Source organism: Serinicoccus sp. CNJ-927 (genome assembly GCF_001942435.1).
GTDB lineage: Bacteria > Actinomycetota > Actinomycetes > Actinomycetales > Dermatophilaceae > Ornithinicoccus > Ornithinicoccus marinus.
The window spans coordinates 1-19,535 of sequence record NZ_MKKF01000019.1; the positions used below are offsets into that span (position 1 = coordinate 1).

17 protein-coding genes and 4 pseudogenes are annotated in these 19,535 nt (G+C 70.8%); 9 read left to right on the plus strand and 12 right to left on the minus strand.

All coding sequences use genetic code 11. The features are described from left to right. Positions 1–1,671: 1,671 nt before the first annotated feature. The 3 genes from BJF86_RS07215 (at position 1,672) to BJF86_RS07225 (ending at position 5,491) form a co-directional block, all read left to right on the plus strand. On the plus strand, positions 1,672–2,982 hold the full coding sequence (locus BJF86_RS07215; protein WP_075817748.1) for an ISL3 family transposase: 1,311 nt from the start codon (positions 1,672–1,674) through the stop codon (positions 2,980–2,982). Between the two features lie 182 nt (positions 2,983–3,164). Next, positions 3,165–5,183, plus strand: a complete 2,019-nt coding sequence (locus BJF86_RS07220) for a sigma-70 family RNA polymerase sigma factor (RefSeq protein ID WP_075817750.1) — start codon at positions 3,165–3,167, stop codon at positions 5,181–5,183. After that, positions 5,180–5,491, plus strand: coding sequence for a hypothetical protein (locus BJF86_RS07225; RefSeq protein ID WP_075817752.1), 312 nt, complete (start codon positions 5,180–5,182; stop codon positions 5,489–5,491). Before BJF86_RS07220 ends, BJF86_RS07225 begins: the two co-directional genes overlap by 4 nt. A gap of 316 nt (positions 5,492–5,807) precedes the next feature. Here BJF86_RS07225 and allB read toward each other — a convergent pair whose 3' ends face one another. From allB to BJF86_RS07260, 8 genes and pseudogenes are all read right to left on the minus strand, one after another. Further along, complete coding sequence (gene allB / locus BJF86_RS07230) at positions 5,808–6,761, minus strand: allantoinase AllB (RefSeq protein WP_321166163.1); 954 nt, start codon at positions 6,759–6,761, stop codon at positions 5,808–5,810. 331 nt (positions 6,762–7,092) lie between these two features. Continuing rightward, a pseudogene (locus BJF86_RS18315) lies at positions 7,093–7,425 on the minus strand (thiamine pyrophosphate-binding protein); the annotation flags it as partial. A 1-nt stretch (position 7,426) separates the two neighbouring features. Continuing rightward, a complete protein-coding gene (locus BJF86_RS07245) occupies positions 7,427–8,326 on the minus strand; it encodes a 2-hydroxy-3-oxopropionate reductase (RefSeq protein WP_075817758.1) in 900 nt (299 codons plus the stop codon). Positions 8,327–8,364: 38 nt separating this feature from the next. Then, positions 8,365–9,183, minus strand: a complete 819-nt coding sequence (locus tag BJF86_RS07250; protein WP_202817322.1) for a hydroxypyruvate isomerase family protein — start codon at positions 9,181–9,183, stop codon at positions 8,365–8,367. A 114-nt stretch (positions 9,184–9,297) separates the two neighbouring features. Then, a pseudogene (locus BJF86_RS18780) lies at positions 9,298–9,767 on the minus strand (DUF6986 family protein). Then, a pseudogene (locus tag BJF86_RS18785) lies at positions 9,688–10,115 on the minus strand (DUF6986 family protein); the annotation flags it as partial. The pseudogenes BJF86_RS18785 and BJF86_RS18780, both read right to left, overlap by 80 nt. After that, a complete protein-coding gene (locus BJF86_RS19775) occupies positions 10,001–10,360 on the minus strand; it encodes a DUF6986 family protein (RefSeq protein WP_414819934.1) in 360 nt (119 codons plus the stop codon). The pseudogene BJF86_RS18785 and the gene BJF86_RS19775, both read right to left, overlap by 115 nt. After that, positions 10,357–11,745: an NAD-dependent malic enzyme gene (locus BJF86_RS07260; protein ID WP_075817762.1), complete on the minus strand. Its 1,389-nt coding sequence runs from the start codon at positions 11,743–11,745 to the stop codon at positions 10,357–10,359. The genes BJF86_RS19775 and BJF86_RS07260 overlap by 4 nt, the downstream gene beginning before the upstream one ends. Before the next feature lie 142 nt (positions 11,746–11,887). Between BJF86_RS07260 and BJF86_RS07265 the strand changes: the two genes are divergently transcribed. Further along, on the plus strand, positions 11,888–12,667 hold the full coding sequence (locus BJF86_RS07265) for an IclR family transcriptional regulator (RefSeq protein ID WP_143553729.1): 780 nt from the start codon (positions 11,888–11,890) through the stop codon (positions 12,665–12,667). A gap of 103 nt (positions 12,668–12,770) precedes the next feature. Further along, on the plus strand, positions 12,771–13,079 hold the full coding sequence (locus BJF86_RS07270; protein ID WP_075817764.1) for a hypothetical protein: 309 nt from the start codon (positions 12,771–12,773) through the stop codon (positions 13,077–13,079). A 43-nt stretch (positions 13,080–13,122) separates the two neighbouring features. Here the strand turns inward: BJF86_RS07270 and BJF86_RS07275 are convergent, their stop codons facing one another. Then, on the minus strand, positions 13,123–14,718 hold the full coding sequence (locus tag BJF86_RS07275) for an MDR family MFS transporter (RefSeq protein WP_075817766.1): 1,596 nt from the start codon (positions 14,716–14,718) through the stop codon (positions 13,123–13,125). Between the two features lie 35 nt (positions 14,719–14,753). Next, entirely contained in the window at positions 14,754–15,209 is a 456-nt protein-coding gene (locus BJF86_RS07280) for a MarR family winged helix-turn-helix transcriptional regulator (protein WP_158068388.1), read from the minus strand. A 101-nt stretch (positions 15,210–15,310) separates the two neighbouring features. Between BJF86_RS07280 and BJF86_RS07285 the strand changes: the two genes are divergently transcribed. Then, positions 15,311–15,628 carry a VOC family protein gene (locus tag BJF86_RS07285; protein ID WP_202817321.1) on the plus strand — a complete coding sequence of 106 codons (318 nt, stop codon included), beginning with the start codon at positions 15,311–15,313 and terminating at the stop codon, positions 15,626–15,628. Between the two features lie 97 nt (positions 15,629–15,725). Next, a complete protein-coding gene (locus BJF86_RS07290) occupies positions 15,726–16,730 on the plus strand; it encodes a sigma-70 family RNA polymerase sigma factor (protein WP_075817770.1) in 1,005 nt (334 codons plus the stop codon). Positions 16,731–16,732: 2 nt separating this feature from the next. Here the strand turns inward: BJF86_RS07290 and BJF86_RS07295 are convergent, their stop codons facing one another. Beyond that, entirely contained in the window at positions 16,733–17,326 is a 594-nt protein-coding gene (locus tag BJF86_RS07295; RefSeq protein WP_075817772.1) for a DUF5701 family protein, read from the minus strand. 221 nt (positions 17,327–17,547) lie between these two features. Between BJF86_RS07295 and BJF86_RS07300 the strand changes: the two genes are divergently transcribed. Beyond that, complete coding sequence (locus BJF86_RS07300; RefSeq protein ID WP_075817774.1) at positions 17,548–17,976, plus strand: GNAT family N-acetyltransferase; 429 nt, start codon at positions 17,548–17,550, stop codon at positions 17,974–17,976. Positions 17,977–17,980: 4 nt separating this feature from the next. On the opposite strand, the gene BJF86_RS07305 is transcribed toward BJF86_RS07300, so the two are convergent. Next, positions 17,981–18,184, minus strand: coding sequence for a hypothetical protein (locus BJF86_RS07305; RefSeq protein ID WP_075817776.1), 204 nt, complete (start codon positions 18,182–18,184; stop codon positions 17,981–17,983). A 162-nt stretch (positions 18,185–18,346) separates the two neighbouring features. Here BJF86_RS07305 and BJF86_RS07310 point away from each other — a divergent pair. Continuing rightward, a pseudogene (locus tag BJF86_RS07310) lies at positions 18,347–19,350 on the plus strand (aldo/keto reductase family protein). Positions 19,351–19,535 lie beyond the last annotated feature (185 nt).

A 19,535-nucleotide genomic window follows, 5' to 3' on the forward strand; every position in this document is an offset into this window, starting at 1 on the left:
CGAGACCCTGCCCAGCATCAAGGCCGAACAAGAATCCCTAGACTGAGACCGTCCACTCTTCGACCGCCGAAACCGTCCAGTTTTCGAGCGCCGTCAACAACGTATCGACCGGCCAGGTTAGCGACCCCGACGGAGAGCGCCCGGCCCCCTAGGTCGTGCAGAGAGTCACTGACTACGCCAGCATGGTTCGCAGGCGTCCTCTTCAAGAGCACCCGGGGACCACCCCCTAGGCCACTTTGACTCGGAAACGACCTCGCTGAGCTGTCGTGTACTAGCAGGACATCGTCGCTAGGCTCAGGCGTATGCCTCAGTCTCCATGGTTCTGGCGCCTCGGCTTCGCTGGAGCAGCCCTAGGCTTTCTCCTGACGGTGATGAACATAGTCGTCCTAGCGAGTGGTGACGCCAGTCCGTTCAACGTGATCGCAATCACTATCTGGGCCCCGTTCTCAATCCTGTGGTTCCTCGCCTCACGTCGCGCGCTGACTCTCGCTAGCCGAGAGCGCTAGCCCCTCTTGCGCCCTCGCTCCCCGTGCCTAATCGACGGGCGGCGGACGGAGACGGCTCGAAACCACCCTCATCGCGCCAGGCCGCCCACCCAAAGAGAGCGGGCTGAACCTCACGTTAAGTCTGTGACTGGCGTCTTCAGCCCTGCCCGGTCATCCGCCGGTTGCCATACGCCCGAATACCGCCGACGCACGCAGCCATCACGGTGAGCGCAGCCAGGACAGCGACGACAAGAGACAAGCCGAATCCCAGGTGAGGACGCAGGAGCGCGGCCAGAGGCACCGACAGCGCAGGTGGTAGGCACAGAGCTAGGAACCTGACCCATCCCGAGTCGCCTAGCCTGCGTGGTCGCTGTCCCTCCATGTGCATACCGTACTGGCGGCTCCCCAAGAAATAGCCGCCACCACTGCCTCGGCCCTCCCAGCGCGAGCAACCGACGTCTTGACTCGAAAACGGTCGTCACTGCGCCGCCGGAACTTGAGTCCGTCATGCGCGTAAACGAGAGGTTATGAGTTAATCCCGGGCAACTCGATGGGGGGCCGCCCCGGTCACCCGCCGACCTATGCATGGATCCACCGGGGTTGATGCCGCCAGCGGGGACGCCGGCTGCCTGCGCGTACGCACGCACCCCAAGGGATGACGAGAGGCTTGTTATCAGACACCTCGCTTGGTGCTGCGGAAGAGCATCACGAGACACACGATGAGAACCACCAAGGCGGTCGGGGCAAGGATCAAGCCCACCACGCTCCCCTCCAGCGCCATGGGGACATTCACGACAAGCAAAGTGATGGATACGAAAGCCACCAGCGCGTACACAATCTTGTCCGCGCGTGAAGGATGTCTCATCAAATCTCCATGGTGTTGAGTGGAATCACAGCCAGTGCCGGGGTGGCGCACAGAGCGCCTGACGGGGTCAGACTACTCATCTGCCACGCACTCAGCACAGTTAGAGGGACCTGAGCGCGAGACGATCTGTGATCCCACATGTGGCTCGAAAAGGGTCGTCACTGAGCCATCAATTTCTCAGCGGATCGCGTAGGTGTTTGACGCGATAAGGGGCTCTTCACAGATGAGGGTGTAGCGGGTGCTGGCGCGTCGGTGCCGGGGTGAGTGTCGAGGTCTTCCGATGATGGAGGTTCCTACGCCACCCATCCGGAAGACCTCGACGTGCCCGACGCTACTACTTTCACGCGCCCTGACCTGACCACGTTCACCGGCCTGGACGACCTCGGCCTGGTGGTCACCGGCCAGCGGCTTGAGCCCGACCGTGCCGTGCTCGCCTGTCGGGTCGTCGAACCGGATGACTGGTGCCGTCGGTGTGGCTGCCAGGGAGTGCCGCGGGACACCATCACTCGGGAGCTGGCGCACCAGCCGTTGGGGTGGCGACCCACCACGCTGCTGGTCACCGTCCGCCGCTACCGGTGCGCCGAGTGCGCCCACGTGTGGCGCCAGGACACCACCGCCGCGGCGGCGCCGCGGGCCAAGATCTCTCGCGCCGGCCTGCGGTGGGGACTGGTCGGGATCGTCGTCCAGCACCTGTCCATGTCGCGCGTGGCCGAAGGGCTCGCGGTGTCCTGGAACACCGCGAACGATGCCGTCCTGGCCGAGGGACAGCGGCTGCTCATCGACGACCCGGCCCGCCTGGACGGCGTCCGCGTGGTCGGCGTCGATGAGCACGTGTGGCGACACACCATGAAGGGTGACAAGTACGTCACCGTGATCATCGACCTCACCCCGGTCCGCGACGGCACCGGTCCCTCCCGGCTGCTCGCGATGCTCGATGGCCGCTCCAAGAAGGCGTTCAAGGACTGGTTGACCGACCGGGACCAGGCCTGGCGCGACGGCATCGAGGTCGTGGCGATGGACGGGTTCGCCGGGTTCAAGACCGCGACCACCGAGGAGCTGCCCGACGCCGTGACGATCATGGATCCCTTTCACGTCGTTCGCCTCGCTGGTGACGCCCTGGATGTGTGCCGTCGTCGGGTCCAGCAGGACCTGCACGGGCACCGTGGCCGCAAGGGCGACCCGCTCTACACGGCCCGACGGACGCTGCACACCGGCGCCGACCTGCTCACCGACCGCCAACAAGCACGGCTCGAGCAGCTGTTCGCGAACGAGCAGCACGTCCCGGTCGAGGTCACCTGGGGCATCTACCAGCGACTCATCGCCGCCTACCGCGACCCCGACCGGGCAGCTGGCCGCGCCGAGGCCAGGTCCATCATCAACGCCCTCACCCAGGACGTCCCCACGCCGCTGGTGGAGCTGCGCAGGCTCGGCCGGACCCTAGCCAAGCGGGCCGAGGACGTCCTCGCGTACTTCGACCGACCCCGCACCAGCAACGGACCCACCGAAGCCGTCAACGGTCGACTCGAGCACCTACGCGGCCTGGCCCTCGGGTTCCACAACCTCACCCACTACACCGCCCGAGCGCTCCTCGAAGCCGGCGGATTCAGACCCCAACTACACCCTGGATTGTGAAGAGCCCGATAAGGGCGAGGGCGGGGCAACGTCCAGGACGGGTTCAATAGTTGTTCCGAGGGACTGAAGACGACCTCTGGACGTTTCTATACCCATGGCTGCCGACGGCACACGAGGGCGGCAGCCTGACAATGGAGCTTCTCGCACCGACAGATCGCTGAGGTCTTTGCGAGACTGGGTCGATGGCAAGGGCACGGGAGGAAGACAGCGACCAGGGTGACCTGGTCGTGGAGCACGGTGCCCGCCTACACCTCTTGGCGGCCATGCTTACCGGGAGCACGAACGGCGCGACGCGGCTCACGGTACGGGCACTGGTCTCCGCGGCCCCGGGTGCCGGGTGGCGCGAAATGCGGGGCGAACTGGTCCGCGCCTACCTGCGCACTCAATCCCGGCGCGCCGAGCGCATGCCGGCAGGTGGGGTCCGGGACGCGGGCGACGTGCTGGAGCGGCTGCGTCCGCGAGAGCGGGCGGTCGCCGTGCTGCACCTCGTTGAGGGGGCGAGCAGTGCCGACATCGTCGAGGCCCTGCGGCTGCCGGCCGAGAAGGTCGCGCGTCTGCTGCCCACCACACCGGGGCTGGACACCGCCCTCCAGGCGGTCGGGGACCGCTACGCGCTGCACGGCTCCGACCTGGCCGCGGTTGTCGACCCAACCATCGCCCAGGCCCCGCCGGAGCCGCCGGCCCGCGACCGGCGCCGGTGGTGGTGGGTGGCGGCCGCCGCGGTGCCGCTCGCGGTGCTGGGCGGGTATGCGCTCTCCCCCGACCGCAACGAGGCCACCGGGTCCGACGATGCGGCACCGACGGGTCCGGGGGTCGTCGTGACCGATGCGGTGGACCTCACTGAGGCCGGTTTCGAGCTGGACGACGACGGCGAACCGCCGAGCCGTGCGGCGGACCTAACCCTCATGGAAACCCTGGAGCTCACCCCCGGACGGAGCGCCGACCTGACCCTCAACACCGGCGACGCACGCTCCGGTGGTGAGCTCGCCTCCTTCGCCGTGCTGTGGTGCGACATGCCTCCAGCCGACGATCCAGCCCTCGCCCGCCCCGTCGGCGAGATCACGGTGGAGGGATCGACGCTCACTGTGCCCTGTGCCGGCACCGCGGGAGAGCCGGCAGTAGGGCTGGATCACGTCGTTGCGCTGCCCGCAAGCGGTGAGGCGCGGGTACGCGTCACAGGTGACCTGCCGCCGGACGGCAGTGCCGTGCTGGGGCTCTACGCGCAGACCGATGGCGTCGCGGTCGAGCCGCTGCCCGATGGCGACCTGACCGCCGGACCACCCATCCCCCCGGCGGCGGTCGCTGTCGATGAGCCGGGCCCTGCGCTTCCCTACGACCGGGGCGACAGGCTGGTGCAGCCGGTCCAGCTCTCCCCCGACAGCACCATCCGGGTGTGGTCCGGGCGGACGGGCGCTGTGACGGTGCTCGTCGACGGCGTACCGGTGACCGACGACGGCGATCTCAAGAGGTGGGCCGGCGGCGATGCTGGGTGGCGCGGCCAGCAGCCGGATGTACGCGAGGGCCGCTGGGTGGTCTATGTGCCCGGGTCGGCACGAGAGTTCGCTCTGCCGGATGACCTGGTCCCCGAGGGTGGCCAGCAGCGCTCTGCCGTCGTCGAGGTCCTGGCCGAGAGCACCGAGCACGTTCAGGTCGTAGCCACCCGTGCCGCTCGGGGCGACTCCGACCACGACCCCCTGCCGCAGGCGGACGAGGGCGAGGCACCGGAACTCGTCTGGGGCCACCGTTTGGCCGGTGCTTGGGAGGTGCCGACGGACGGGCTGGAGCGCGAGCTGCTGGACCCTGCCTTGGGCGAGAGAGTCACCTGGGTCCTCCTGCACCCGCAATCCGAGGAGTTGGCCGCGGCACGACCACTGTTGTGGCGCGAAGGTGGCGTGCGACAGGGCCGCAGTCTGACCGTCGCGCGACAGGTGGAAGACCCGTCCGACATCTCCCGCATCATCGAGGAGGCCATGCAGAATGACGGGCGGCTGCGGGAGGAGTACCTCACCGCCAGTGCGGATCCCTCCGACCCACGGAGCAATTCGCCATGGCACCCGCGACCCCCACTTCTGCTGGGGGTCTGCTCCTCGCCTACGAGCCGGTCGATTACAACGACTTCGACTTCGCGGCGGCGCAGGTGCCGGCGACCAGCCGGCCCGTGGGTGAGGAGCCGAAAGGCTCTCCGATCGCTTCGCCCATGACGGCCCTGCCCAGAGTGGATACCGAGGATCTCGACGGGCACGGCCGGATCACTGTCAGCATTCCGTCCGGTGGCACCTTGTGGGTCCGCGCCGAGACCCACGGGCGGGGCCGCGTGCGCTTTGAGGTGGACGGGCAGCCGCCCGAGTTCTTGACCCGGACCGACGGCTGGTGGTCCAGCTGGACCGACCGGAACGTCATCACCGACGTCCCACTGACCTCCGGGATCTCCGGCCGCTCCAGTGACCTGGAGCTCACCATCACCGTCGAGGACTACGACGATGTGAGCATCGAGGTGCTACGCCACTAACCAGCCGGTTTCATGGGTGCCTCGACAGGACGACAGCGGCGCAGCTACCCACGCTTAGCGCCGCGCTTCGTTCATCGGTCCTTCGGTGCCCTGGCAGTGTGAGGCACCTGACGGCCCGTGCCATTCCACGGCGCAATCGGGCGTGAGCAGGTCGTGGGCTCACGACGATCACCACCGCTGGGTCCCCGACAGGCAGCGCAATGTGGCATCCGACTCGAAAACGGTCGTTACTGGGCCAGCACCGCCGACAAGGCGTCCGACGCGTCCGCGCGTCGGCTTTGAGTCGGGGTCGCCATCTGGCGGGTCGGACTACCCGTCAGTGACGCTGCATCACCAGCGGATGGAGGACCTCACCCTGCCGCGTCGCTACCGCAGCATCTTCCTCGCCGGCGGCCCCGGTCCACACGGCGGGGACCGCCACCTGGAGCCCGCTGATCTCGCCCCAGGCGGTGCCGAAGTCACCGGTCTCGAGCTGCTTGAGGCTGGGCTCGCTGGGGCTGTGGTCGCTGGCGACGATGTCGATGGTGCCGTCGGCGAGCGCCGCCCACAGCGCGTCCCGGCTGTCCGCCTCGCGGATCGGCGGGCAGCACCTGAACTCGGTGTGACCGTCGGCGATCTGCTCGGCGGTGAAGGTGAGGTAGTGCGGGCAGGTCTCGACGGTGAGCGGCAGCCCTTCGGCACGCGCCTCCTGCAGCGCGGGCACGGCGTCGCCGTCGGCCAGGTGGAGCAGGTGGGCGCGTGCCCCCGTGACGCGGACCCCGTCGAGCAGCTGCCCGATGGCCCGCTCCTCGCTGTGACGGGGCCTGCTGGCGAGGAAGTCGGCATACCTCCCGCCGTGGCAGTCGGGTGCCGCGGCGATGTCGCCGGGGTCCTCTGCGTGGACGATCATCAGGGCCCCGAGCCGGGCGACCTCGGCGAGCTGCTCGGCGAACTCCTCCGGCTCCAGCGGGGGGAATTCGGTCACCCCGGAGTCGATGAGGAAGCACGTAAAGCCGAAGACCCCGGCCTCGTGCAACCCGGCGAGGTCGCCGACGTGACCGGGCACCGCGCCGCCCCAGAAGCCGATGTCGACGAAGCACTGCCCTTGGGCCGCCTCCTGCTTGGCCCGGAGCGCGTCGACGTCCACCGTCGGCGGGATGCTGTTGAGCGGCATGTCGAGGATCGTCGTCACGCCGCCGAGCGCGGCCGCCCGCGTCGCCGTGGCGAAGCCCTCCCACTCGGTGCGACCCGGCTCGTTGACGTGCACGTGGTTGTCGACGAAGCCGGGCACGAGCACCTCGTCAGCCCCGAGCCGCACCTAATCGCTGCGCTCAACTCGTGCCCTCTCCTCGTCGGGCCCAGCCTCTCAGTCCAGCAGCGCGACCACGGTGGGGGCGTCGATCCCGGCCGCGGGCGGTAGATGTGGAGGAACTGCCCGCCGGCGATCTGGGACAGCCCGATCGTGCTGACGTAGCGCACGTCCTGGCCGAACGCGCGGTTCATCTCCTCGTAGACCCGCTGCGGCTTGAGCGGCACGTCCTCGAAGTGCGTCTTGCGCTGCATCGTCCGGTGACCGCCATCTTGGTCACGGGCTTGGCGATGGCCGTGATGTCGACCGCCTAGAAGCCCTTCTTGTGCAGCCGGGCGACCGGGACCTGGCCGGTGATCGCGAGGATGGGGATGGAGTCGGCGCTCGCGCTGTAGAGGCCGGTGATCACGTCGGTGCCCGCCGGGCCCTAGGCAGACGCCGATGTTGCCGGCGGCGGCACGGGTATACCCCTCCGCCATGTGCGAGGCACCCTCGACGTGGCGGGCCAGGACGTGGCGGAGTCCCCGTGGGCGCGCATCGCCGAGTAGAACGGGTTGATCGCGGCGCCGGGGACGCCGAAGGTCTGGGTCGCGCCCTCCTTCTCCAGGATCAGGACGGCGGCGTCGCAGGCTCTCATCCGTGCCATGTCAGTCTCTGTCCGGGGAGGCGCCGTCACGGCCCGACAGCCGCTCCACGCCGCGCAGCAGCGCCGAGTGGTCCAGACCGCCGTCGCCCTGGGCGCGAGCCGCTGCCATGAGCTGGGCGACCACGGCACCGAGCGGGATCACCACCCCGGCCTCGCGGGCGGCGGAGGTGACGATGCCGAGGTCCTTGTGGTGCAGGTCGATGCGGAAGCCGGGGTCGAAGGAGCGGTTCAGCATGTTGTCCCGCTTCTGCTCCAGCACCTTGGACCCGGCCAGGCCGCCGCCAAGAACGTCCATCGCGGCGGCGGTGTCGACGCCGTAGGCCTCGAGGAAGACGAGCGCCTCGGCGACGAGCTGGATGTTGCCGGCGACGATGAGCTGGTTGGCCGCCTTGACCGTCTGCCCCGCACCGGCCGGACCGACGTGCACGACGGTGCGGCCGACGGTCTCCAGGACCGGGCGGGCGCGCTCGACGTCCTCCGCCTCGCCGCCGACCATGATCGACAGCACGGCGTCGACCGCGCCCTTCTGGCCGCCGGACACGGGGGCGTCGATCATCCGCAGCCCCGCCTCGGTGGCGCGCTCGGCGAGCGAGCGGGCGACGTCGGGCCGGATGGAGGAGAAGTCGACGACGAGGGTGCCGGGCCGGGCGTGGGCGAGCACACCGTCCTCGGCGGTGAGGACCTGCTTGACGTCCGGGCTGTCGGGGACCATGACGCAGACGACGTCCGCCTCGGCCACGGCCTCCGCCAGGCTGCCGGCGGAGCGTCCACCGGCCTCCTCGAGCGGGCCGTAGGCGTCCGGCGAGCGGTTGAAGCCGACCACCTGGTGGCCGGCGTTGGCGAGGTGGACGGCCATCGGGCTGCCCATGATGCCCAGGCCGATGAAGGCGATGGTGCTCATCGTGTCTCCTTGGTGTCGCTGTGGTGAGAGGGGGATGGTCAGGCGGGGGCGCCGCGTCGCTCGCGCGGCAGCCAGCGATCGAGGCCGGTGACGGTGTCGGCGGCGGCGGTCTTGTACTCCAGCCCCACGTGGCCGCGGTAGCCGAGATCCTCGATCCGCTCCAGCCAGGTGTCCAGGGGCAGGTCACCGGTGCCCGGCTCGCCGCGGCCGGGGTGGTCGGCGATCTGCACGTGGGCGGTCCGGTCGGTGTAGGCCTCCACCGCCGCTGCGGGGTCGTCGCCGTTGGCGGCGAGGTGGTAGAGGTCGAGCAGCAGGCCGAGGTTGGTGACACCGGTCTCCTCGGCGACGCGGTCGAGGACGGCGACCGCGTCGGCGGCGGTCGTGAGGGGGTATGCCGGTGCGCCGCTGACCGGCTCGATCAGCACGGTGCCGCCGATCCTCGCGGCGGCCCGACCGGCGGACGCGAGGTTCTCCGTGGCGGCCTCCTCCGACTGCTCCACGTCGGCGCCCTCCGGGCGGTTGCCGTAGAGCGCGTTGAAGGCGCGGCAGCCGAGCTGCTCGCCGATCCCGACGGTGGCGTCGATGGTGTCGAGGAACTCCTGGCGCCGCTCGGTCCAGCACACCAGACCGCGGTCCCCGCCCGGCATGTCGCCGGCGAAGAAGTTGAGGCCGACCAGCTGCACGCCCGCGTCCCGGACGGCCGAGACGAAGTCCTCCGCCTCCCGGTCCGTGGGCATCGCGGTGGCGAAGGGCCACCAGAACTCGACGGCGTCGAAGCCCGCAGCGCGTGCGGCCGCCGGACGCTCCAGCAGCGGCACCTCGGTGAACAGGATCGAGCAGTTGACCAGGTAGGGCAGGTCGTGAGCCATGTCGCCTCCTCGCAATTCCGTATGTTGGTAGTTTTATTCCGTTATGCGATACATCCGGGCCGCCACCCGGCGAGGCGTCACCCCTGTCGTGAGATCGGGCCGTCAGCCCAGCAGCGTGACCAGCCCGTCCCGGTCCAGCCCCGAGGCGGAGCGCACCTCGGCCTCGTCGAGCGCCCCGCAGTGCAGCCCGCGCAGCACCGCCGAGACGAGCATGCGGGCGGTGGCCGGCTCGTCCATGACGTCGCCGCCCGCCTGGTCGACGTAGAGCGCAGCCGCCTGGCCGACGCGGGCAGGGCCGCCCGGAAGAAGACATCTGTCGCGAGGTAGCGGGTCGGCAGGTGCCCGGGGTGCATGTCCCAACCCTGGTAGTAGCCGCGCTCCAGCGCCCGGGTGACCAGCCGGTGGTGCAGCGCCCAGGTCGACGCCCGCGTTGTCCGCGCTGCCGAGGGCGACGACGTTGGTCGAGCCGTCCGAGCAACGCACCCCGGTCTGCGCCGCGGCGAGCTGCATCGTGGCCTTGGCGTGGTCGGCGGCCGGGTGCTCAGCGTCTGGTGCGCAGCCGCGATGCCCAACCCCGCCGAGTAGTCGAAGGTGCCGTAGTGCAGGCCGGTTCACCTCCCTGCGGCGGCGTGGACGAACCGGGCGACGGTCGCGCGCCCGTCCGCCCCCAAGGATCGCCTGCGGGGTCTCGACCTGGATCTCGAGAAGCCCAGCGCACCCTCGGCCAGGCCGAGCGCCTGCTCGATCCGTGCGCAGGCGGCGACCATGGCCTCGACCTGGTCGGTCGAGGTGACCTTGGTCAGCGTCACGACCAGCCCTGGCGGCAGCGCCGGCCCGCTGGACATCCCGGCGACCGCGTCGACGAGCGTGCGCAGCCCCCGGTCGCGCGGGAGGACCTCGTCGGCGAGCGCCGCGTCCATCCCGGTGACCCGGGTGACCGCGGCGGCGTCGGGGAGGTGGTCGTCCATGAGCTCCAGCGCGGTGGCCCCCAGCGCCAGGGCGTCTGCTGCTCGAAGGCGTTGGCCGGGACGTAGACGGTGTGCACCGGCTGCCGCGTGGCCGGGTCGCCCGGGTAGAGGCGGGCCAGGTCGGCGTCGGCCAACGCGAGCCGCTCGTCTGCCTCCGCCTGCACCGCGGCGACGAGCTGCTCCAGGCCGGCGCTCATCGCTCCTCTTCGGCCACCCGCGCCACGGCCTGGGCCACGGCAGACGCGACGTCGGGGTGGAAGACGCTGGGGATGATGAAGCTGGAGTTGAGCTCGCCGTCGGCGACGCAACCGGCGATCGCCTCGGCCGCCGCGCTGAGCATGGCGTCCGAGATCGACGTCGTCTGGGCGTCCAGGAGCCCGCGGAAGAAGCCGGGGAAGGCCAGCACGTTGTTGATCTGGTTGGGGTAGTCGCTGCGTCCGGTGGCGACGATCGCGGCGTGCGCCAGGGCCTCGACCGGGTCCACCTCCGGGTCGGGGTTGGCCAGCGCGAAGACGATGGCCCGGTCGGCCATGGTGGCGATGTCGTCCCCGGTGAGGATGCCCGGGGCGGAGACCCCGATGAAGACGTCGGCGCCCTCGAGCACGTCCTGGAGCGAACCGGTGACCTGCCGCGGGTTGGTGTGCTCGGCGAGCCAGACCCGCATGGGGTCGGGCAGCTCCGCGCCGCGGTGCACGGGCCCGGTCCGCCCCACGCCGACGATGTCGGTCACCCCGGCCCGCAGCAGCAGCCGGATGATGGCGCTGCCGGCGGCGCCGACCCCGGAGACCACGACCCGCAGGTCGGCCATCTCCTTGTCGACGATGCGCAGCGCGTTGATGAGGGCGGCGTAGACGACGATCGCCGTGCCGTGCTGGTCGTCGTGGAAGACCGGGATGTCGAGCTCGTCCCGCAGCCGGCGCTCGATCTCGAAGCACTGCGGCGCAGCGATGTCCTCGAGGTTGACCCCGGCATACACCGGCGCGATCGCCTTGACCACCGAGATGATCTCCTCGGTGTCCTGCGTGGCGAGGCAGACCGGCCAGGCGTCCACGCCGGCGAACTGCTTGAAGAGCGCGGCCTTGCCCTCCATGACGGGCAGCGCCGCCTCCGGGCCGATGTTGCCCAGGCCGAGCACGGCCGAGCCGTCGGTGACGACCGCGACGGTGTTGCGCTTGATGGTGAGCCGACGGGCGTCGCTGACGTCGGCGGCGATGGCCCGGCTGATCCGGGCGACGCCGGGGGTGTAGGCCCGGCTGAGGTCGTCGCGGTGCACCAGCGGCACCTTGGGCACGACCTCGAGCTTGCCGCCGAGGTGCAGCAGGAAGGTCCGGTCGGAGACGTGCCGGACGGTGAAGCCCTCCGCGGCGTCCACCGCCGCCCGGATCTGCTCCCCGTGCTCCTCGCTCGTCCCATGGACGGTGACGTCCACCGTGACGTGGTCGCCGCTGGACTCGGCGACGTCGAGCGCCTGGACGGCGGCACCGGCCTCGGCGACGACGTGGGCCAGCCGGGTCGTCGCGCCGAAGTCGGGCGGGCCGTCCACCCGCAGGGTGATCGAGTATCCGGGGCTGGGTGTCGCCATGGGCGCTCCTGGGTGACGTCGGGGCAGGGGTGCGAGGCATCCTCTTGCACTTCTATGATGCGGAGTCCACGTCTCATTCTGCGAAAGTTTGTGCGGAGTGGTGTTTCCGCATCGCGAGAACGCGCCCGATAGACTCCTCCCCGTGAGCCCAGACAGCGAGTCCCCCGCCCCCAAGCGCGCCACGGGTGTGCAGTCGGTCGGCAAGGCCATCGACGTGCTCGAGATCCTCACCACCTCCCCCACCGGCGAGCTGTCCCTGAGCGACATCACCGCCGAGACCGGGCAGCCGATGCCCACCGTGCACCGGCTCGTGCGCACCCTGCTCGACCGCGGCTTCATGCGCCAGCTCCCCAACCGCCGGTATGCCCTCGGCACCGAGCTCATCGTGCTGGGCCAGGCCGCGCGCTCCTCCTTCGGCAGCTGGAGCACGCCGGTCCTGCACGAGCTGGTCGGCGAGTTCGGCGAGACCGTCAACCTCGCCGTGCTCGACGGGGACGACGTCGTCTACATCGGCCAGTCGCCCTCCCCCCACGCGGTGCGGATGTTCACCGAGATCGGCCGCCGCATCAAGCCGCACGCCACCGGCGTCGGCAAGGCCCTGCTCGGCCGGCTGCCCGACGACCAGGTGCTGGCGCTGCTGCGCCGGACCGGTATGCCCGCCCGCACCCCCCACACCATCACCACGCCCAAGGCCTTCCTGGACAAGGTCCGCGAGGCGCGGAAGCAGGGCCACGCCCTGGACAACGAGGAGATGGAGCTGGGTGTGCGCTGCGTCGCCGTGCCGCTGCCCGAGACCCGGCTCAACCTCGCGCTGTCGATGTCCGGGCCGGCCACGCGGATGACCGATGCGCTCATCGGCCGGGCGCTCCCCCGTCTGCACGAGGCGGCCGACCAGCTCGCCGCGGACTTCTCCGCTGGCTGAGCCCGCCATCGTGGGGACCTCGCCGGCGACCCTTTGACGCCTCGCCGATGACGCTATCCCTTCGGTATAAGGAGTATTTCTTCCACTATACGGAGAGTGAGCGATGGCGCACCAGCCGAGGCTCGAACTGCTCCAGCTCGCCGATCAGCAGGTGGTGCAGATGCGCCTCGACGGCTACTCCATCGCGGAGGTCGCCGCGATCCTGCACTGCTCCTACGCCGCGGCAGCCAAGAGGTGCGCCCTGACCTTCCTGGCGGCGCTCCCGCTGACCTATCTCGCCGCGTCCTTCGGCGGTCGGGCCCTCGACCACAGCTACGGCTGGCTCTGGGTCCTGCCGGCAGCCAGTGCGGCGGGATGCTGCCTGTTCCTGCTCGCGGCCTTCCTGCGGGTGCCCGCGACGGCGACCGACTGACGCGCCGCGTCAGCGGCACGCGCCGCTCGACCGGTGGCCGGGCTCAGCCGTGGTCGCGCGGGGCGTCCTCGAGGGTCTCGCGCAGCGGCACGTGCTTGATCATCGCGGTGGCGACGAAGACGACGGCGAGGATCGGCAGGCCGACGAGGAAGGCGTCGTGGAGCTGGTCGGCCAGACCCGCCCGCAGCGCCTGCTCGACGACCGGCGGCACGTCACCCAGCGCGGAGGGGTCCAGCACCGCGCCCACGTCGAGGTCGGCGGCCCGCTCGGCCGCCGCGTCCCGCATCGACGCCGGCAGGTGCGCGGCCACCGCGGCACCGAGCCCGCCGGTCATGATCGAGCCGTAGACAGCGATCCCCACCGTGGAGCCGATGTTGCGGCTGAACTGTGTCGTGGCGGTGGCGACGCCGAGGTCGCGGCGGGCGACGGCGTTCTGCACCACGAGGGTGAACTGCTGCATCGCCATGCCCAGCCCGACGCCGACCACGGCCATCGCGCCGAAGAGCCGCCAGGCCGTCGAGGTCTCGGAGAGCAGCGTGAGCAGCCACACACCGAGGGCCATCACGGCGACGCCGGTGAGCATGAACGGCTTGTAGTGCCCGGTGCGGGTGACCAGCAGCCCGGTGAGGATGCCCATGACGATGAGCCCGAGCATCATCGGCATGAGGATCAGGCCGGACTGCGTGGCGTCGACGCCGATGACCCCCTGCGCGAAGACCGGGATGTAGATGATCGAGCCGAACATCACCATGGCCAGCCCGAGCCCGGCGAGGTTGGCCCAGCTGAAGATGCGGTTGCGGAACAGCCGCAGCGGCAGCAGCGGCTCGGCCGCCCGCAGCTCGACGACGACGAAGGCGAGCGCGAAGGCCATGCCGAGGGCATACAGACCGAGGACCTGCGCCGAGACCCAGGGGTATGCCGTCCCGCCCCAGCTCGTCGCGAGCAGGATCGCGACCATCGCCACCGAGAGCGTGACGATCCCCGCGACGTCGATCCGGGCCTCCCGGCGCTGGTGCGGCAGCCGCATGTAGCGGGCGACGAAGGCCAGCGCGACCAGGCCGACGGGGAGGGTGGCGAAGAACAGCCAGCGCCAGCCGAGGTGGTCGGTGATGAGCCCGCCGGCCAGCGGTCCCGCGACGGAGGTGACGCCGAAGACGGCACCCATGAGGCCTTGGTACTTCCCGCGCTGCCGGGCCGGGATGATGTCGCCGATGATCGTCTGCGACAGCGGCATGAGGGTGCCCATGCCCGCGCCCTGGATGGCGCGTCCGGCGACCAGCACCCAGAAGCTGCCCGCGAGACCAGAGACGACCGAGCCGACCATGAAGATCACGAGGCCGGCCAAGTAGAACGTCTTGCGGCCGTAGAGGTCGGAGAGCTTGCCGACCACCGGCACGACCACGGCCGAGACGAGCATCGCCGCGGTCGCCACCCAGGAGTAGTGGTCCATGCCGCCGAGGTCGGCGACGATCTGCGGCAGCGCCGGGCCCACGATCGTCTGGCTGATCGAGGCCACGAACATGCCGAGCATGAGGCTGGCGAAGACGATCTTGTGCTCCCGCCCCAGCCGGAACGGGCTGGCGGCGGTGTCGCCGCCGGTGCTGCGGCTGGTGGGCGCGGTGGTGCTGGGGGTGGCCATCAGGGTCCTTGCTCGGGTCTGCTGGGGGGTTGCGGTCAGGGAGTGCTGCGGTCAGGGGGTGGTGCGTGGCGGGTGGCGTGCTCCTGCGCCTGCTCGATCGAGTCGGCGAGGCGCGCGAGCATGTCGGCGAGGCGCTGCTGGTCGTGCGCCGGCCAGTCGGCGAGGGTCGCGGTCACGAGGTCGACGCGGCGGGAGCGCTCGGCGGCGAGGGCGGCGCGGCCCGCGCCCGTGAGGCCGAGCACCTGGGCGCGGCGGTCCTCCGGATCCGGGTGCCGCTGCACGAGACCGCGCTCGGCGAGCGAGGCGAGCCGGCGGCTCATCGTCGAGGGGTCCAGCCCCTCGGCCCGGGCCAGGTCCCGGGAGCGTGTGCACTCCTGCCCGGCCAACCGGACGAGCACCCCGACGTCGCTGCGCGACAGCTCCCCCTCGCGCTCGCGCAGCAGACGGCCCATCGCGGTGAAGGTGCGGGCCAGCTCCTCAGATAGTTGCATGTTGCACACATCATAGCACCGATGAGTTCCGTCCCCGTCGGTCGTCACACCTCCCGACCGGGACCGGCCGGCATGGGGCATACCGAGGGAGAGGACCGCGTGTGCACCAGTTGATGTTCGTCAACCTGCCGGTGGAGGACCTGGGGCGCTCCCGCTCCTTCTTCACCGAGGTCGGCTACACCTTCAACGACGACTTCTGCGACGGCTCGGCGCTCTGCCTCGAGCTCGGTCCGACCCTTCACGCGATGCTGCTCGACCGGGAGCACTTCGCCTCGTTCCACGACTCGCGCGTCGCCGAGCCGGGCACCGTCGAGACGCTGGTGTGCCTGTCCGCCCGAGCCGGGAGGCGGTGGACGCCGTGGTCGACCGGGCCGTCGCGGCCGGCGGCACCGACGTGCGGCGGGCGGATCACGGCATGATGTACGGCAGGACCTACGCGGACCTGGACGGGCACGTGTGGGAGGTCATGTGGATGGATCGCGACTGGACGGACCGTGGCGCGACGAGGGAGCGAGCATGAGCACGCAGCTGGAGCAGACCGGGCAGGCCGACTTCGAGGAGACCACCGCGCCGCTGCGCGGGGAGCTCATCGCCCACTGCTACCGGATGCTGGGGTCGGCCAGCGAGGCCGAGGACCTGGTGCAGGAGACCTACCTACGCGCGTGGAAGGCCTACCACCGCTTCGAGGGGCGCTCCACGGTGCGGACGTGGATGTACACCATCGCCACCAACGCCTGCCTCACCGCGCTGAAGCAGCAGGGTCGGCGCCCGCTGCCCAGCGGGCTCGGCGGCCCGCCCGGCGACCCCCGCCAGCCGGTGGTCGAGGACCGCTCCCGCGACTGGCTGGAGCCGCTGCCGGACCAGCTCGTCTGGGGGCGGGACGCGGTGCCGGTGGACCCGGCCGACGCGACCGAGGCGGCTGTGGGCACCCAGCTCGCGTTCATGGCCGCGCTGCAGGAGCTGCCGCCGCTGCAGCGGGCGGTGCTCGTGCTGCGCGACGTGCTGCAGTTCTCCGCCGCCGAGACCGCCGCCGCCCTCGATACCACCGTCGCCTCGGTCAACTCCGCGCTGCAGCGCTCCCGGGCGACCATCGGCGAGGGACTGGACCGGGCGGGCCGTCGGGTGAGCGAGCTGACCGCGCACGACCGCGAGGTCTTCGCCGCCTTCTGCGACGCCTTCGAGCGGCACGACATCGACGCCGTCGTGGGGGTCATGACCGAGCAGGCCGTGTGGCAGATGCCGCCCTTCGACCGCTACTACGTCGGCCGCGAGGACATCGCCGCTCTCATCGAGCACCAGTGCCCCGCCCGCGTGGGTGGCGACCTGCGGATGCTGCCGGTGGTCGCCAACGGGCAGCCCGCGGTCGGGATGTACCTCCGCGGCCCGGACGGGGCATACCAGCAGTTCCAGCTCTGCGTGGTCGACCTCCGCGACGGGGTGATCACCGGCGTGGTCGGCTTCTTCGACGGTGACGCCTTCGCGCACGCCGGGCTGCCCGAGCAGCTGCCCGCGGCCGGCTGAGCTCAGGAGCGAGCGCCGACGGAGGCGATGCCGAGCCAGGTATGCCGGTTGCCGGCCCAGCACCACCCCAGCTTGGGCGCGTCCTTGCGGTCCCGACCGTCGCGGCCGGTGCCGTTGCTGATCCACAGCGCGGGGACCCGTGCGTCCAGTCCAGACGCCTTGGGCCGGCGGGAGCCCGTCGTCATGAAGCAGTGGTTGCGCTCGATCACCTCCGGGCTCTGCGGTGCCCAGCAGACGCCCTCGGCGACCGTCATGAGGTCCCGACCCGCCGCCCTGATCCGCGGGTCCACCTCGTCCGGGCTGCGGTCGGCGTGCTCGTCACCGCGGTCGGGCGTGTCCACCGCGTAGAGGTCTGCCTCCGGCACCTGGACTCCCGGGGCGGCGCCGAACTCGTCGAGGTCGGTGAGGTCCTCCACGACGAACCCTCGACGGTCGCCGAGGGCCAGGAGCGGCACGAGGCGGGCGGTCGACACCAGGCGGGGGTGCACGACGAGCAGGTCGCCGTCGAGGTCCTCGGGCAGCGCGGGCAGCGTGAGGCCGAGGTCGGTGAGACGACGGTGCTGGGCGGGCAGGTCGGGCAGCGCGGGAACGGGCACGGTCCTCCTCGGGGTGGGTCCACCGCAACGCCGGGGTGCCGCCGCCGATTCCCGGACGGCACTCATACGCAGTCGGTGTTCCTCTGCGGCGATGCATCACGTCATCGGTACTCGATCTGCGTAGGAGTGGGGTGCGGCCAGCAATCCTGTTGGCCGGAGGCCCGGGGCTTCCTAGAGTGCTGTCGGGATCCCCTCCCACCCCTTCGACCCGAGGACCTGCCATGCCCGCCACCGTCCGCCCCGCCACCACGGCCGACCTGCCCGACCTGCACCGCCTCGACGAGTGGCCGAGGGAGAGCGCCTGGCAGCGGCTCCTGCGCAATGAGGAGGTGCTCGTCGCCGAGGAGGAGGGAGCGGTCGTGGGCCTGCTGCACTACACGATCCTGTGGGCCACCGTCCCCTTCCTGAGCCTCATCGTGCTGCAGGAGGACGCGCGCGGCCGCGGCCTGTCGCGGGTGCTCGTCGACGACCTCGTGGCCCGGCTGAAGGACCAGGGGTATGTCGCGCTGCTCAGTTCCTCGCAGACCGACGAGCCGGAGCCGCAGGCCTGGCACCGCCACCTGGGCTTCACCTCCAACGGCATCATCGAGAACATCGCCGACGAGGGGATCGGCGAGGTGGTCTTCAGACTCTCTTTCGAGGAGGAGTGAGGGCTCAGACGGCGCGGATCCGGTGAGCCGGCCGCGGCCGTCGGTGGCCGCGGCTGCGCGACGTGGACGGCGCGGCTGCGGTCGTGGGGGTCCGCGTGTCGTCCGCCCGGGCCGCGGCCTCCAGCCACAGCGGGACGACCGCGAGCAGGGTCATGAGGACCACACCGCCGACGACGGCGGTGTCGATGAGGAGCTGGGTGAGAGTCATACCCCGACGATGCGACCACCGCACCGCACCGCGCGTCAGACGCCGGACCCCACCTGCCACGGTCGGCGTCCTCCCCCGGTATGACGGGACGCGAGCCGGGTGGGTGACCGACCCGTGACGACCCGGCGCGAGGTCGTCGGGGGTGAGGCATACGGTGAAGACATGGAGTTTCGATACCTCGGCAACAGCGGCCTCAAGATCAGCGAGATCACCTACGGCAACTGGCTGACGCACGGCAGCCAGGTCGAGAACGACGTGGCCCACCAGTGCGTGCGCGCGGCGCTCGACGCCGGCATCAGCACCTTCGACACGGCCGACGTCTACGCCAACACCAAGGCCGAGAGCGTGCTCGGGGACGCGCTCAAGGGAGAGCGGCGCGAGAGCCTGGAGATCTTCACCAAGGTCTACTGGCCGACCGGCCCCGGCGGCAAGAACGACACCGGCCTGTCCCGCAAGCACATCATGGAGTCGATCGACGGCAGCCTGCAGCGGCTGCAGACCGACTACGTCGACCTCTACCAGGCGCACCGCTACGACACCGAGACGCCGCTGGAGGAGACGATGCAGGCCTTCGCCGACGTCGTCCGGCAGGGCAAGGCGCACTACATCGGCGTGAGCGAGTGGACCGCCGACCAGATCCGCGCCGGGCACGCCCTGGCGAAGGACCTCGGCATCCAGCTCATCTCCTCCCAGCCGCAGTACTCCATGCTGTGGCGGGTCATCGAGCCCGAGGTCGTCCCCGCCTGCGAGGAGCTCGGGATCTCGCAGATCGTGTGGAGCCCGATGGCGCAGGGCGTGCTGTCCGGGAAGTACCAGCCGGGCCAGGCCCCGACCGAGGGCCGCGCCGCGGACGAGTCGATGGGCAAGGGAATGCAGGGCTTCATGCGCGAGGAGGTGCTCACCGCCGTCCAGGGGCTCAAGCCGCTGGCGGAGGAGGCGGGCCTCACGATGCCGCAGCTCGCGGTCGCCTGGGTGCTGCAGAACCCCAACGTCGCCGCCGCGCTGGTCGGCGCCTCCAAGCCTCCCAGGTCGAGGACAACGTCAAGGCCGCTGGCGTGAAGCTCGACGCCGACCTCATGGCCAAGATCGACGACGTCATCGGCGGGGTCGCGGAGAAGGACGCCGGCAAGACCGCGGCGAACGCCCCGCAGACCCGCGTGGCCTGAGCCACCCGCGTCACCCACGCCTCGCGCCGGCGACGTGCGCCAGGCGTCGGGGTGGGTCGTCGGCGAGCACCGCTGACCCCGCGCGACGAGGCATGCAGGGCCGCGTGGTCGACGGGCATCGCCCCGCGGTAGCCGTCGAGCATCGGGGCCGCCTTGATCGAGGACACCATCTCGCTGATGTCGAC